Source organism: Solwaraspora sp. WMMD791, assembly GCF_029581195.1.
Classification (GTDB): domain Bacteria; phylum Actinomycetota; class Actinomycetes; order Mycobacteriales; family Micromonosporaceae; genus Micromonospora_E.
This window is the reverse complement of record NZ_CP120737.1, coordinates 5,240,146-5,253,624: the sequence shown is the minus strand read 5'-3', so window position 1 is coordinate 5,253,624 and position 13,479 is coordinate 5,240,146. Positions and strand designations below refer to the sequence as shown.

General features: G+C 73.2%; 12 protein-coding genes and 1 pseudogene. 3 read left to right on the top strand and 10 right to left on the bottom strand.

The features are described from left to right. Positions 1 to 50: 50 nt before the first annotated feature. The 4 genes from O7623_RS23420 to O7623_RS23405 form a co-directional block, all read right to left on the bottom strand. Positions 51 to 956: a septum formation family protein gene (locus tag O7623_RS23420; RefSeq protein ID WP_282225153.1), complete on the bottom strand. Its 906-nt coding sequence runs from the start codon at positions 954 to 956 to the stop codon at positions 51 to 53. A gap of 118 nt (positions 957 to 1,074) precedes the next feature. Then, positions 1,075 to 1,521, bottom strand: coding sequence for an aspartate 1-decarboxylase (gene panD, locus O7623_RS23415; RefSeq protein ID WP_282225152.1), 447 nt, complete (start codon positions 1,519 to 1,521; stop codon positions 1,075 to 1,077). After that, complete coding sequence (panC, locus tag O7623_RS23410) at positions 1,521 to 2,426, bottom strand: pantoate--beta-alanine ligase (RefSeq protein ID WP_282225151.1); 906 nt, start codon at positions 2,424 to 2,426, stop codon at positions 1,521 to 1,523. The genes panD and panC overlap by 1 nt, the downstream gene beginning before the upstream one ends. Before the next feature lie 20 nt (positions 2,427 to 2,446). Further along, positions 2,447 to 3,394 carry a Rossmann-like and DUF2520 domain-containing protein gene (locus tag O7623_RS23405; RefSeq protein WP_282225150.1) on the bottom strand — a complete coding sequence of 316 codons (948 nt, stop codon included), beginning with the start codon at positions 3,392 to 3,394 and terminating at the stop codon, positions 2,447 to 2,449. Positions 3,395 to 3,530: 136 nt separating this feature from the next. Between O7623_RS23405 and O7623_RS23400 the strand changes: the two genes are divergently transcribed. Both O7623_RS23400 and O7623_RS23395 read left to right on the top strand, forming a co-directional pair. Then, positions 3,531 to 4,652 (top strand): SAM-dependent methyltransferase, encoded by a 1,122-nt coding sequence (locus tag O7623_RS23400; protein WP_282229521.1) that lies wholly within the window; start codon positions 3,531 to 3,533, stop codon positions 4,650 to 4,652. 5 nt (positions 4,653 to 4,657) lie between these two features. After that, a complete protein-coding gene (locus O7623_RS23395) occupies positions 4,658 to 5,839 on the top strand; it encodes an NADH-quinone oxidoreductase subunit D (RefSeq protein ID WP_282225149.1) in 1,182 nt (393 codons plus the stop codon). 7 nt (positions 5,840 to 5,846) lie between these two features. On the opposite strand, the gene O7623_RS23390 is transcribed toward O7623_RS23395, so the two are convergent. From O7623_RS23390 to O7623_RS23375, 4 genes and pseudogenes are all read right to left on the bottom strand, one after another. Next, entirely contained in the window at positions 5,847 to 7,607 is a 1,761-nt protein-coding gene (locus O7623_RS23390) for a hypothetical protein (RefSeq protein WP_282225148.1), read from the bottom strand. A 320-nt stretch (positions 7,608 to 7,927) separates the two neighbouring features. Beyond that, a pseudogene (locus O7623_RS23385) lies at positions 7,928 to 8,950 on the bottom strand (glycine betaine ABC transporter substrate-binding protein); the annotation flags it as partial. A 117-nt stretch (positions 8,951 to 9,067) separates the two neighbouring features. Next, on the bottom strand, positions 9,068 to 9,766 hold the full coding sequence (locus O7623_RS23380) for an ABC transporter permease (RefSeq protein WP_282229520.1): 699 nt from the start codon (positions 9,764 to 9,766) through the stop codon (positions 9,068 to 9,070). A gap of 38 nt (positions 9,767 to 9,804) precedes the next feature. After that, positions 9,805 to 10,500 (bottom strand): ABC transporter permease, encoded by a 696-nt coding sequence (locus O7623_RS23375; protein ID WP_282225146.1) that lies wholly within the window; start codon positions 10,498 to 10,500, stop codon positions 9,805 to 9,807. Positions 10,501 to 10,502: 2 nt separating this feature from the next. Between O7623_RS23375 and O7623_RS23370 the strand changes: the two genes are divergently transcribed. After that, entirely contained in the window at positions 10,503 to 11,486 is a 984-nt protein-coding gene (locus tag O7623_RS23370; protein WP_282225145.1) for an ABC transporter ATP-binding protein, read from the top strand. A gap of 39 nt (positions 11,487 to 11,525) precedes the next feature. On the opposite strand, the gene O7623_RS23365 is transcribed toward O7623_RS23370, so the two are convergent. Together O7623_RS23365 and O7623_RS23360 are read right to left on the bottom strand one after the other, a co-directional pair. Then, entirely contained in the window at positions 11,526 to 11,846 is a 321-nt protein-coding gene (locus O7623_RS23365) for a hypothetical protein (RefSeq protein WP_282225144.1), read from the bottom strand. Positions 11,847 to 11,920: 74 nt separating this feature from the next. Next, on the bottom strand, positions 11,921 to 13,345 hold the full coding sequence (locus O7623_RS23360; protein WP_282225143.1) for an ABC transporter permease: 1,425 nt from the start codon (positions 13,343 to 13,345) through the stop codon (positions 11,921 to 11,923). Positions 13,346 to 13,479: the final 134 nt, after the last annotated feature.

Below are 13,479 nucleotides of genomic sequence, written 5' to 3'. Positions count from 1 at the left end.
CCTGGTGCGCCGGGGCGACCGGATGTGGGCCGGTGCACCCGCACCGACGCCTACTCGTACTGGATCGGCAGTCCGTCGGTCCCGGCACCCTTGAGCGAACGGCTGACGTTGCGCTCGTTGAGCCACAGGTAGCAGCGGACCCCCCGGTTGCCGGCCGCCCACTCGGTCGCGCCACCCGGCAGCGAGATCACACCCGTACGGAACTGCAGGTTGTCGTCGAGCGGCACCCCGGCGTACCGGCCGATGATCTTGCGGCACTCGGCGTGGAACTGGGCCCAGTCCCGGTCCTGGGTGGGAAACGGAATGTCCGGCGCCTGCCACACCCCGGCGAACTCCGCGTTGTGCGGCTTGTCGCACTGCTCCGCCGGCATCGTGTCGATCGCGCCGTTGCTGTCGTTGCGCACCGCGTAACAGGTCAGGTGCAGCGGGGACGGCTCGGCGAGCGCGTCGCGCAGACTCGCGGTACGGCTGGCCGTACCGCCGTTGTCCTCGACGTTGGTCAGCTCCGTCATGTCACAGCGGAACCACCGGGCGCCGCCCTCCCAGGCCGCCGGCGAGGGCACCGCGACCCCGATCCACAGCCGGCCGGAGCGCCAGTCACCGCCGACGTACTCGCTGGCCTTGGTGTCGCACTCGGCGTACGCGCCACGGATCTCCGCCGACCCCTGGGCGGGCGGCTCGGCCGCCTCGGCCACCGCCGCGCCGAACGCGCCGACGTGCACCGTCTCGGTCCGGTGCGGCGCGGTGCAGTCCACCGGGCTGTACGACGACAGGTAGGCGGTCTCGGCGAAGTCACCCGAGTGGCAGACCTCCGCCGGGGGCACGAACGGGGTCGGCTCGGGGATCGGCTGCCAACTGTTGGTCAGCTTCCCGTCCACCCCGGCAGGCAGACCACAACCGGTCAGGCCGAGCGCGAGCGCTCCGCCGACCGCTACGGCGGCGGTCCATCGACGCATCGTGTCCCTCCCACGGGCACTGGCTGGCAGGCAGTAGTACGGACCGCCGAGCATACGTGAGCTTCCGGTCACCGACCGGTGACGGTGGGACAGCACGGTACGGCGGTGACGTCCCACGCTACGGCGTGGCGGCAACCGCCGGCCAGCCGACGGCCCGATCACCGCGTACCGGGTCGCCGACCAGGCCGACCGGAGCGCCGGCCGGGTCCGCGTCCAACTGGATCACCCGGTTGGCGGCGTCGACGTGTACCACCCGGGGGCTGAAGGCCCGCGCCTGCTCGTCGGTGAACTGCCCGTACGCGATCAGGATGACCAGGTCGCCGGGGTGCACCAGGTGGGCGGCGGCACCGTTGATGCCGATCACGCCGCTGCCCCGGGCACCTTCGATGACGTACGTCTCCAGCCGCGCCCCGTTCGTCACGTCCACGATGGCGACCTGCTCACCGGGGAGCAGGTCCGCCGCGTCGAGCAGATCGGCGTCGACGGTTACCGAGCCGACGTAGTGCAGGTCGGCCTGGGTCACCGTGGCCCGGTGGATCTTCGACTTGAGCATGGTGCGCAGCATCAGGGTCCTTCCGATCGCGGGCCGGACTGCAGGTCGGGTCGGGGGCCGCTCAGGTCCACCGGCGAGTTGTCGATCAACCGGGTCGCACCGACCCGGGCCGCGATCAGCAGCCGGGCCGGGCCGGCCACCGGCGGGGCCAGGTCGGGGTCGGTCAACACCAGGTAGTCCAGCTCGGCGGCACCGGCGGTGTGCTGGTCGAAGGCGGCCCGGCCGGCAGCCACCACCTCGGCGGCGTCACCTCCGGCGTCGGCCGCTGCCGCCCCGGCCCGCAACGCCACGGCCAGCCCCAGCGCCGTCTGCCGTTGCGACGGGGACAGGTACCGGTTACGGCTCGACCGGGCCAGCCCGTCGGTCTCCCGGACGGTCGGCACCCCGACGATCTCCACCGGAAGGTCCAGGTCCCGCACCATCCGCCGGACCAGAGTCAGCTGCTGGTAGTCCTTCTCGCCGAAGAAGGCCAGATCGGGGCGGGTCAGCTGGAGCAGCTTGAGCACCACGGTGAGTACGCCGTGGAAGAAGCCGGGCCGGCTCGCCCCCTCCAACGTCTCGCCGACCGGTCCGGGATTCACCCGGACCATCGGCTCGCCGTCCGGGTAGATCTCGGCCCGGCCCGGCGCGAACACCAGCCCGACCCCGGCCTTCCGGCAGATCTCCAGGTCGTCGTCGATGGTGCGCGGATAGCGGTCGAAATCCTCGGTCGGGCCGAACTGCAGCGGGTTGACGAAGATCGTCACGATGACGTGGTCGGCCCGGGCCACGGCCGCCTGCAGCAGGGCGGCGTGCCCGTCGTGCAGCGCCCCCATCGTCATCACCACGGCCACCGATCCGGTCCAGCCGGAACGCACGGCGGCCAGCTCGGCACGGGTCCAGGCGACCTGCAGGCCGGCCGTCGTCGACGCACTCACCGCGCCCACTCCCGACGCACTCACCGCGCCCACTCCCGACGCGCCGCGGCGGCGGTGTCCCGGCCGGCCAGCACGTCGAGCAGCGGTACGGCGTCGCCGGCCGACAGCCGGCCGGCGGCGATCGCCCGGTCGGCGGTCCGCCGGGCCAGCGCCAGGTAGCTCGGCAGACTCTCCGGCGCGGTCCCGGCCAGCCGGTCGACGTGCCGCGCGACGGTGCCGGCGTCGCCGCGCGACACCGGCCCGGTCAGCGCCGCGTCGCCCTGCGCGAGCGCGTTGTCCAGGGCCGCCCGCAGCAGCGGCGCCAGCACTTTCGCCGGGTCACCGACCCCGGCGTCGCGCAGCCGGTCGGCGGCCTCGTTGACCAGGGTGACCAGGTGATTGGCACCGTGTGCCAACGCGGCGTGGTACAGCGGACGGTCGGCCTCGTCGACCCACTCGACGCTGCCGCCGAGATCGGCGACGAGCCGCTGCGCCAGGGCCCGCAGCGATGCCGGCGCGGTGACGCCGTAGCTGATGCCGGGCAACCGGTCGAGATCCTCCGGCTGCCCGGTGAAGGTCATCGCCGGGTGCAGTGCCAGCCCGACGGCCCCGGCACGCTCCACCGGCGCGAGCACCCCGAGCCCGTACGCGCCCGAGGTGTGCGCCACCACCTGACCGGTTCGCAGCACCTGCCGGGCGGTGAGCTCGGCCACCAGGCCGGGCAGGGTGTCGTCGGGCACGCTCAGGATCAGCAGGTCGGCGGTGGCCGGCACAGCGGGGACCGGCCGACGCGGCACACCGGGCAGCATCCGGGCGGTCCGTTGTCGGCTGGTCGGGCTGTCACCGGAGACGGCGGTGATCCGGTAGCCGGCGGCGGCGAGGGCGGCGGCGAGCACCACGCCGACCCGTCCGGCGCCGATGACCCCGACGGCGGGGCCGATGTCCCGGTCGGCGGAGACGTCCGCTGCCGGGCGCGCCAATGCGCTCATAACGTGATCCAGTCCTCGAAACGGGGGTACCGGTCGATGCCCAGTATGCGCCGCCGCCACACGGCCGAAACATGGTGTGTGAAAACCTTCACCCCCGTCGACTAGGGTTGGCCGGGTGCTGACCTGGCGGGCCGCCATGACCCGGGCGCTCTACGGTCCGCAGGGCTTCTACCGGGCCGGGGACCCGCCGGTGCCGGCGGCGCACTTCCGGACCAGCGCCCAGAGCGGGGTGCCGTTCGCCACGGCGGTGCTGCGGCTGCTGACCCGGGTCGACCGGCTGCTCGGCCACCCCGACCCGCTCGACCTGGTCGACGTCGGTGCCGGGGGCGGCGAACTGCTCGCCGCCGTCCACGAACTGACCGGACCACGGCCGGACGGGGATCGGCCAGGGCGGGACCGGGGTCGCCCCGCACCGGGCGACCGGCGGCCGCTCGCCGGACGGCTCCGGCTGATCGGCGTCGACCACGCCGACCGACCCGCCGGGCTGGCCACCGACATCGGCTGGCAGGCCACCTTCCCGACCGGGGTCGTCGGGCTGCTCGTCGCCACCGAATGGCTGGACAACGTACCGCTGGATCTGGCCGTGCGGGTCGACGGCGCGGTGCGGTACGGCCTGGTCGACCCGGTCACCGGTGCCGAGCGGCCCGGCGACCCGCTCACCGACGCCGACGCCGCCTGGCTGGCCCGGTGGTGGCCGGCGCTGCCCGACGACGGCCGGGCCGACCTCGGCCGGGCCCGCGACGAGGCCTGGGCCGAGGCCGTCCGGACGCTGCGGCGGGGCGTCGCGGTCGCCGTCGACTACGGCCACCGGTACGCCGAACGCCCCACCGCCAGCACGCTGACCGGTTACCGGTCCGGTCGGACCGTGGCCCCGATACCCGACGGCTCCTGCGACATCACCGCCCACGTGGCGATCGACGCGGTGGCCGCCGCCGGCACCGTCGCCGCCGGTGGCGCCGGTCATCTGCTGCGCCGTCAACGCGACGTCCTGCGGACGCTGGGCGTGTCCGGTGCCCGGCCGCCGCTGACCCTGGCCGGCAGCGACCCGCGCGGCTACCTCGCCGCGCTGTCCGCCGCCGGCACCGCCGCCGAACTGACCGACCCGTACGGCCTGGGCGCGCACTGGTGGCTGCTGCAACCCGTCGGCCTGACCGCCGAGGACGGTTCGCTGCCGGCCGACGTGGACGGGCCGCCGCCGGCCACCGACGCGGCCGCCGCGCTGCTGGCCGACGAGGGCGGGGACGACATGGCACGATGACCGGCATGGACACCGAGACCGGTTCGCTGCCCGTGGCCGACCCGGCAGCCGGGCTCCGTCAGGTCACCGTCGGCACGGGTGCCGGGCTGGACACCGCCGACATGGTGCTCAACATCGGCCCGCAGCATCCGTCCACACACGGCGTACTCCGCCTCAAGCTGGTCCTCGACGGCGAGCGGGTGGTCTCCTGTGAGCCGATCGTCGGCTACATGCACCGGGGTGCCGAGAAGCTGTTCGAGGTGCGCGACTACCGCCAGATCATCATGCTGGCGAACCGGCACGACTGGTTGTCGGCATTCGGCAACGAACTCGGCGTGGTGCTCGCCGTCGAGCGGCTGATGGGCATCGAGGTGCCGGAACGGGCCGTCTGGCTGCGGACCGCGCTGGCCGAGCTGAACCGGGTGCTGAACCACCTGATGTTCCTCGGCTCGTATCCACTGGAGATCGGGGCGCTCACTCCGGTGTTCTACTCGTTCCGGGAGCGGGAGACCCTGCAGACCGTCATGGAGGAGGTCTCCGGCGGGCGGATGCACTACATGTTCAACCGGGTCGGCGGCCTCAAGGAGGAGGTGCCGGCCGGCTGGACCCGCCGGGCCCGGGAGGCCATCGGCCAGGTCGAGGCGCGGATGCCCGACCTGGACCGGCTGATCCGGCGCAACGAGATCTTCCTCGCCCGTACGGTCGGCGTCGGGGTGCTCGACGCCGCCACCGCCGCCGCGTTCGGCGCGTCCGGCCCGGTGGCAAGGGCCAGCGGGCTCGACCTTGACCTGCGCCGCGACGAGCCGTACCTCGCCTACGGTGAGCTCGACGTCCCGGTCGTCACCCGGCGCACCGGCGACTGCCATGCCCGGTTCGAGGTCCTGCTCGACCAGGTGTACGTCTCCCTCGATCTGGCCCGCCGCTGCCTGGACCGGGTCGACCAGCTGACCGGGCCGGTGAACGTCCGGCTGCCCAAGGTGGTCAAGGCACCCGAGGGGCACACGTACGCCTGGACCGAGAACCCGCTCGGCGTCAACGGCTACTACCTGGTGTCCCGGGGCGAAAAGACGCCGTGGCGGCTCAAGCTGCGGACCGCCTCGTACGCCAACGTGCAGGCGTTGGCGACGCTGATCCCGGGCAGCCTGGTGCCGGATCTGGTGGCGATCCTCGGGTCGATGTTCTTCGTGGTCGGTGACATCGACAAGTGAGGTCGGGCTAGCGCCGTCGACGGTCCTCGGAGTACTCGTAGTCGTCCCGGTAGCGGCCCCGCCCGTCGTCGCCGTAGCGGCCCCGCCCGTCGTCGGCGTAGCCGTCGTCGCGGTAGCCGCGCCCGCCGTCGTCCCGGTAGCCGCGCCCCGCATCGTCGTGCAGGTCCCGGCCGGTGTCGTCCCGGTAGCGGCGACCGGCGTCGCCGTCGTCGCGGTACCGGCCGCCGTCGAACTCGTCGGCCCGGTAGCGCCGGCCGCCGTCGGGCTCGCCACGGAAGTCCCGGCCGCTGTCGGCGCGGTAGCGCCCGCCCGGTTCGTCGGCCCGGTATCGGCCACCGTCGAGGTCGTCGGCCCGGTAGCGGCCACCGTCGAGGTCGTCGGCCCGGTAGCGGCCACCGTCGAGGTCGTCGGCCCGGTAGCGCCGGCCGGACTCATCGTCGTCGCGGTAGCGACGACCAGGTTCGTCGTCGTCACGGTAGCGACGGCTGCGGCGCACCGGTTCGGCGTCGGCCACCTCCCGTACGCCGGACGACCAGGGCGTGACCTCGGCGCTGCTGCCGGCCGGTAGCGCCGGCAGCGCGGCACGGCGCGGACCAGGGCTGTCCGCCACGTCGGGCGCCCGCTGGTCCCAGCGGGCGTCGCGCCATGGCGGTTCGTCCGGCGACCGGGCACCCGACACGGGCGCGTCGAACCGGGAGGCGTCCCGCGCGCCCCTCGGGTCGGGGCCGTCGAAGCGGCCACCCGACCCGTCGAACCGGTCGTCGGGGTAGCGGTCGGCCCGGTCCTCGGCGTACCGGTCGGCCCGGCCGGCACCGGCCGCCCGATCGGCGTAGCCGTCCTCGCCCCGGCCGGTCGACCACCGCTGCGCCGGCGAGCCGGTGCCGTAGCCGTCGGCCCGCCCGGCGTCCCACCGGTCCTCGGCCCGGTCGCCGTACCGCTGCTCGGAGCTGTCGTCGCGGTCACCGTTCCAGGACCACCGGTCGTCGGCCTGGCCACGCGGCCGTCGATCGGACCACGACTGCTCGTCGGCCTCGGCGGAGCGTCGACCGCGTGGCGAACTGGCCGACCATTCCCCGTCGATCGACTCACCGTTGCGGCTGCCGTACCGGGTGCCGCCGTACACGGTGCCGCCCGGCTCCTCGGCCGCCGTCCGCCGGCTGCTCACCGGGGCCGGCTCGATCTGCCGGGCCAACCCGTTGGCCACCGGCTGACGGGGCAGCACGGTTCCGGTCACCGCCGGTACCGAGGCGCGGCCACCGGTCGGACCGGACCCGTACGGTCCGGACCCGTACTGACCCGCGCCGTACTGGCCGTCGTGGCCGTCGGCGCCGTTGCGACCGTCGTAGCTGGTCGCGCCGTTGCGCCCGCCGTAGTCGACCGGGCCGGAGGCGGGAGCGGCCGCCGGCACCGCCGATGCCGGGGCGGTCGGGTCGAAGCGGTCGTACCCGACCTCGTCGTCGGGACGGGCCGACCGGCCCCGGTCACCGCCCGAGGCGTCCCGGCCCCGGCCCGGTACGTCGCGGACGGTGGCCTCCGCCCGGACCGCCTCGGCTCGGGCGGACTCGACGCGGACCGCCTCGCTGCGTACCACTTCGCCACGGACCGCATCCACCTGGCCACGCAGTGCCTCGACGTTGTCCTGCATCGCCTGCATCTTTTCGCCGAACGCGCGATGGGTGGCACGTACCGCCGTGGAAATGTCATTACGGACGTCCTCACGGAGCACGTCCATCTCCTCGACCAGCGCATCTTCCATGTCGGTGCGCATAGTTTCGATGCCGCCACGCAAAGTGATTGACAATCCGATCAGGACGACCGACGCGATAGCGATCACCATCGCGAGCCGTAATGACCCGTCACCATCGCCAAGCAGCAACAAAACCGCAGCTAGAGGCGCCAACCCCAAGCCACCCCAGGTAAGCCACTTGAGTGGAACCGTACGGCGCGGCTCCTCTTCGGCCTCGGGAGCGGACATGGCTGTCGAGCCTACCCACATCTGCAGATCAACGGAACGGGTACCGCTGACCGGCCGAGTGGACAGGCCCGACGACAGCCAGTGGTGGCATCCGTACGGACGCCACCGGAAAACTAGCCGGCGGCCAACGCGCCGTCCGAGGAGAACACCAGACCCACGCTGATCTCGCCGGTGGTCAACGCCGTCTTGGTCTGCGGCCCACCGGCGTCGAGAGAACTGAACTCACCGGCCCGGAAGTCGTACACCTCGATCAACCCCTGCTGGCACTTCGGCCGCTGCGGACACTCCGGCGGACCGCCCAGCACGGTCGCCGTACCGGAGCATTTCTCGGCCAGTTCGGAAAGCGTCCGCACCCCGTACTCCTCGGCGAACGCACTGGTCACCGCGAAGGCGTTCTGGTTCTGCGCCGCCGACGGCTCCCCGAAGACGATGCCGACCTGCTCGCCGACCTGGCGCAGCCCGGCCATCGTCTCGGTCAGGTCCGTCGACGAGATCGCCGGGGCGTTCTCGCCCTCGACCTTGCTGTTGAGGAAGTCGGCCAGGGTGGCGGCGTACTCCGGAACCACCTGGATCTCGCCGGTCTCCAACGCCGGCTCGTACAGCTCACGGTTGCCGATCTGCTGCACGGTCACCTCGTAGCCCGCGGCCGTCAACACGATCCGGTACAGCTCGCCCAGGATCTCGCTCTCGCTGAAGTTGGCCGCGCCCACGGTCAGCTCACCGCCCGGTCCGGTCTCGATACCGTCGGTCAGGCCCTCGGCGGCGGCGAACTCCTCGGCCGCGGCCTGCGGCGTCTGGCGGTCGACGTCGACCGCCCGGTTCAGCTGAATCAGCTGCTCGGTGTCGAGCGCGGCCGAGACCTTGTCCAACGCCGCGATCAGCTCCGGCTGGGCCGCGTCCGCGTTGACCGCCGGCACGATGTTGTCGGTGTTCTGCAGGTTCTGGTCGTCCTCGAGGACCACCAGCTGATCGCCGGCGACCGGCGCGCAGCCGGCACCGGACGCCCCCGCCTGCGGCGCGTCGGTGCCGGACGACCCGGCCTCGCCGCAGCCGGCGAGAAACCCCGCCGCCGCGACCGCGCTCACCGCGCCCAGCGCGACCCGTGTCCGTACCAGCATGACTGCCCGCCTCCCGTGTGCCCGTGAACGCGACCGGCCGGTGCCGGTGCCGTCATCCGATTCCTACCGAACATCCTCACAGCCGGGTCCGACAAGCGCTGAAGATCGGTTGTCATCGGATCGTCACAGGACGCGTCAGGCCGCTCCCACCGCACTGGCCTGTTCGTCGGCCCGCCGCCGGCCGCGCCGCAGCGGCCGTGGTGTGAGCATCCGCTCGGCCACCGCCAGCACCGCTTCGGTGACCAGCGCGAGCGACGCGACCAGCAGGCCGCCGGCCAGGATCTGGCCGCCGCCGACCGAGATGCCCAACCCGAACCCGGCACTGATGATCTGGCCCAGGCCCCCGCCATTGACGAACGCCGCCAGCGCCGCCGTCGCCACCACCTGCACCGCGGCGGTCCGGAACCCGGCCGCCAGGTACGGCACCGCGAGCGGCAGCTCGACCCGGCGCAGCACCTGCCAGCCCGACAGGCCCATCCCCCGGGCCGCCTCGCGCACCTGCGGGTCGACCTGACGCAGCCCGGTGTACGCGTTGGCCAGCAGCGGCGGCACCGCGAACACCGCCAGGGCCAGGATCACCGGCGGCTTGCCGAAGCCCAGGAACGTCAACGGCAGAATGGACAGCAGCGCGATCGTCGGCACCGCCAACGTGATGTTCGACACCAGGACCACCAGGGCGCCACCGCGTCCGGTGTGGCCGAGCCACAGACCGAGCGGCCAGGCCACCAGGGCCCCGATCGCCACCGCCGCCGCCGAGATCACCAGGTGCTCGCCCAGCCGGTCGAGCACCCCACCCGGATTTGTCCAGTTGAGCGGATCGTTGAGCCAGACCATCGCCTGCTCGACGGGGTTCGCCGCCGCGTACCGACGGCTCACCGGACGGCCCGCCGGGCGGTCCACGGCGTCAGCAGCCGGCCGGCGACCGCCAGCAGCAGGTCGAGCGCCAGCGCCAACGCCACACTCAGCAGGGTCCCGGTGAGGATCTGTGCCTTGTAGAAGTTGTTCCGGAAACCGCTGAAGATCAGGTCACCGAGACCGCCGTAGCCGATCAACGACCCCACGGTGACCAGCGCGACGGTGGAGACCGTCGCCAACCGCACCCCGGTCAGGATGCTCGGCAGGGCCAGCGGCAGCTCGATGCGCAACAGCCGGACGAACCGGCCGTACCCCATGCCGTCGGCCGCCTCGATCGTCTCCGCCGGCACCTGGGTCAGCCCGGCCAGGCAGTTGCGCACCACCAGCAGCAGCGCGTACAGGACCAGGGCGATCAGCACCGACGCCGGATTGGTCGCTCCCACGTACGGGGCCAGGAAGGCCAGCAGGGCCAGCGACGGGATGGTGTAGAGCACCCCGGTGAGCGCCAGGATCGGGCCGGTCAACGGCCGGAACCAGTACGCCAGCACCGCCAGCGGCACCGCTATCAGCGCCGCGACCACCACCGCCTGTACGGTCAGGGTGACGTGCTCGGCGAACGCGGCGACGATCGTCGACCAGTTGTCCCGCACGTACTGGCCGGAGAACCACGGATTCCCCGGATCAGCCCGGTCGTCGAGCAGGTGGAAGGACACAGGTGGACGGTACCGCGCGGGACGCCGGTGGCGCGGCGGCGATCACGTTGACCGGCATCGGCAAACAGTTCCCGGACGGCACCCGCGCCGTACGCGACCTGTCGCTGCGCATCCCCGCCGGCGAACTGGTGGTGCTGATCGGGCCGTCGGGCTGCGGCAAGTCGACCGTCCTGCGCATGATCAACCGGCTGATCGAGCCGACCAGCGGTCGGATCCTGCTCGGCGACGAGGACGTCACCGGGGTCGACCCGGTGCGGTTGCGCCGCCGGATCGGCTACGTCATCCAGCACGTCGGACTCTTCCCGCACCAGACGATCCGGGCCAACGTCGCCACCGTGCCCCGGCTGCTCGGCTGGCCCCGCGACCAGATCCGCCGCCGCGCCGACGAACTGCTCGACCTGGTCGGTCTGGAGCCGAGCCGGTACGCGAAGCGGTACCCGCACGAGTTGTCCGGCGGACAGCGCCAACGGGTCGGCGTGGCCCGCGCCCTCGCCGCCGACCCGGTCGTCCTGCTGATGGACGAACCCTTCTCCGCCGTCGACCCGATCGTGCGTGGCCGGCTGCAGGAGGAGTTCCTGCGGCTGCAGGCCGAGGTCCGAAAGACGATCGTGCTGGTCACCCACGACCTCGACGAGGCGGTCCGGCTCGGCGACCGGATCGCCGTGCTGTCCGAGGGCGGCCACCTGGAGCAGTACGCCGACCCGACCACCCTGCTCGGTCAGCCGGCCACCGGGTTCGTCCGGGAGTTCGTCGGCGCGGACCGGGCGATCCGCCGCCTCGCGGTCACCCCGGTCGACCGGGACCTGCTGGAGCCGGAGGCGGACCTACCGGACCCGGCCGGGCTGCCCACCCTGACGTTGGGCGTCTCCCGCTACGACGCGCTGGCCCGACTGCTCGCCGACGGGACCGAGCACGGGCGGGTCGTCGACGTCGCAGGGCATCCGGTCGGCGTGGTCAGCCGCCGCCGGCTGCTGGACGCCGGCTGACGCTACCGGCCACAGGGCGCGGTGGCGGCACGGCACCGCTCAGTCGCGGTGACCGTCGTGCAACAGGTAGTCGATGAACGCCGCTCGCAGCAGCGGCTCGGACTCGCCGTACTCGTGGCCGGTGAACTCCCGCCACATCGCCACCGCGTCGTCGACGGTCGGGCCGATCGAGTTCGGTGCGCCGTCCAGCTCGCTGGCGTCGTCGGCCCGCGACAACCGCTTGGTGATCGACCAGAAGAAGCCGAGGTCCTTGCGCTCGCGGGCCAGGTCGAAGGCCCGTTCCCGCAGCTGCTCGGTGGAGAGCACGTCGAGTTCGGCGAAGGTCGGCACAGCGCGCCCCGGGGCCGGCGATTCGGTCATGCGCCGAGCCTAACCCGACCGTGGCGGGCCCGGGCGGCCCGGCAGCGGGTCGGCCACAGCCGCGCCGGCCAGGCTCATCCCCAGTGGTTTCCGGTGTCCCAGCGTTCCCGGGCCCGGGCCGGCTGCGCCGGCAGCGTCGCCGACCAGGAGTCCTGGGTGACGGCCGGCGTCCAGGACTGCGGCTGTGGCTCGACCCACTCGTCCTCCTCCTCCGCAGGCGGCGGCGGTTCGTCGTCTTCGGCCTCCTGCCGGACGCGGGGCCGCCCGAAGGTCTCCACCAGCCGGGTCACCACGAGGCCGACCGCCAGGGTGACGGCAGCGGTGGCGTACAACGCGATGTCCAGCTGGCGAAGATCGGCGTACCGGATGAAGATGGTCAGGCCGACCACCGCGAACACGGCGCCGAAGATCCCGCCGCGACGACCGAAGGCGCTGGTGCCGCCGAGCAGCGCGGCACCGATCGCGAGCGCGCTCCACTCCAGCCCGACCGACGGGCTGACCGGCCCGCCGCCGACCGCGGCCAGCAGCACCCCGCCGCCGACCGCGAGGCCCATCGAGACCACGAGCGCCCCGCTGGTGACCAGGGCGGCGGTGGTGCCGCGCCGCGCCGCTGGGTCGGCGACCGGACGGAACCGCCCGACGCCCCGGCGCACCGGTTTGACGGTGCCGAGGATCCCGCCGAGTACGGCCACCGCCACGAACCCACCGAACAGGAACAACGCCTGGCCGGTCGGGTCGAAGGCGCCCTGCAGGTCGACCGGCGCGGCACGTTGCTGGATGAACACGACCGCGACGCAGGCGGCGACGAGACTGCCGGCCCAGCCGGGCATCTGCAGGCCGGTCACCAGCACGGCGGTGAGCACGCCGAGCACCACCGCCCAGATGCCGGCGGTGACCAGCACCGGCAGCACGCCGTTGTCACCGTTCTCGGCGAAGTGCAGCGCGGCCGCGATGGCCACCGGCCCGATGGCGAGATTCGGTGCCCCGGCGCGCAGGCTCACCCCGGCGGCCAGTACGAGCAGGCCGAGCCCGGTGGCGTAGACCAGCAGCGGGTCGCGGGCCGCCGCCCCGGTGACCGTCGGATCCTCCTGGTAGAGCAGGTAGCCGAGCCCACCGACGACGGCCAGCAGGACCGTCTCCCAGACGACGTGCACACCGAGTCGGTCGCGGCCCGGCTCGCCGTGCCGCGGATCGTCGAAGACGTCGTCGAGCCCGGGGGCCGGGCGGCGGTGGCCGGACCGCCGACCCGCCGACCGCTTGCCGCCACCACGGGTCCGGTCCGTGGTGGTGGTGGCGCCGGCACCCGTGTCGGTGAAGGCACCGGCCGTGGTGAACGAACTCGTCTGATAGCCGGAGGCGGTACGGTTGCCAGGCTCGCCGGAGCTGTCCGGGCCGCCGTAGCCGGCGTCGCCGGAGTAGCCATGGCCGGGGTCGCTGTGGCCGCCCGGTTCCGGTACGCCCGCGCTCCGCCGGCGATAAGGCGAGTCGTCGTACGCCATACCGCGTCTCCTCTGCCGTGCCCGTCCACCACCGTCGGTCGGGATTACGACGGCAGGTGGACCTGGTCGTTCGATCGACCAGTGCGGCAGGCGCGGTGGCGCGTCGAGCGGTACCGGTCGCTGGCACCGTACCC

What these genes read in the sequence shown, in the direction of transcription:
- O7623_RS23380 (WP_282229520.1), bottom strand. Translation starts at nt 9,766, where the DNA reads ATGGTCTGGCTCAACGATCCGCTCAACTGGACAAATCCGGGTGGGGTG.
- O7623_RS23400 (WP_282229521.1), top strand. Translation starts at nt 3,531, where the DNA reads ATGACCCGGGCGCTCTACGGTCCGCAGGGCTTCTACCGGGCCGGGGAC.
- O7623_RS23395 (WP_282225149.1), top strand. Translation starts at nt 4,658, where the DNA reads ATGGACACCGAGACCGGTTCGCTGCCCGTGGCCGACCCGGCAGCCGGG.
- O7623_RS23405 (WP_282225150.1), bottom strand. Translation starts at nt 3,394, where the DNA reads ATGAGCGCATTGGCGCGCCCGGCAGCGGACGTCTCCGCCGACCGGGAC.
- O7623_RS23390 (WP_282225148.1), bottom strand. Translation starts at nt 7,607, where the DNA reads ATGCGCACCGACATGGAAGATGCGCTGGTCGAGGAGATGGACGTGCTC.
- O7623_RS23360 (WP_282225143.1), bottom strand. Translation starts at nt 13,345, where the DNA reads ATGGCGTACGACGACTCGCCTTATCGCCGGCGGAGCGCGGGCGTACCG.
- O7623_RS23420 (WP_282225153.1), bottom strand. Translation starts at nt 956, where the DNA reads ATGCGTCGATGGACCGCCGCCGTAGCGGTCGGCGGAGCGCTCGCGCTC.
- panD (WP_282225152.1), bottom strand. Translation starts at nt 1,521, where the DNA reads ATGCTGCGCACCATGCTCAAGTCGAAGATCCACCGGGCCACGGTGACC.
- O7623_RS23365 (WP_282225144.1), bottom strand. Translation starts at nt 11,846, where the DNA reads ATGACCGAATCGCCGGCCCCGGGGCGCGCTGTGCCGACCTTCGCCGAA.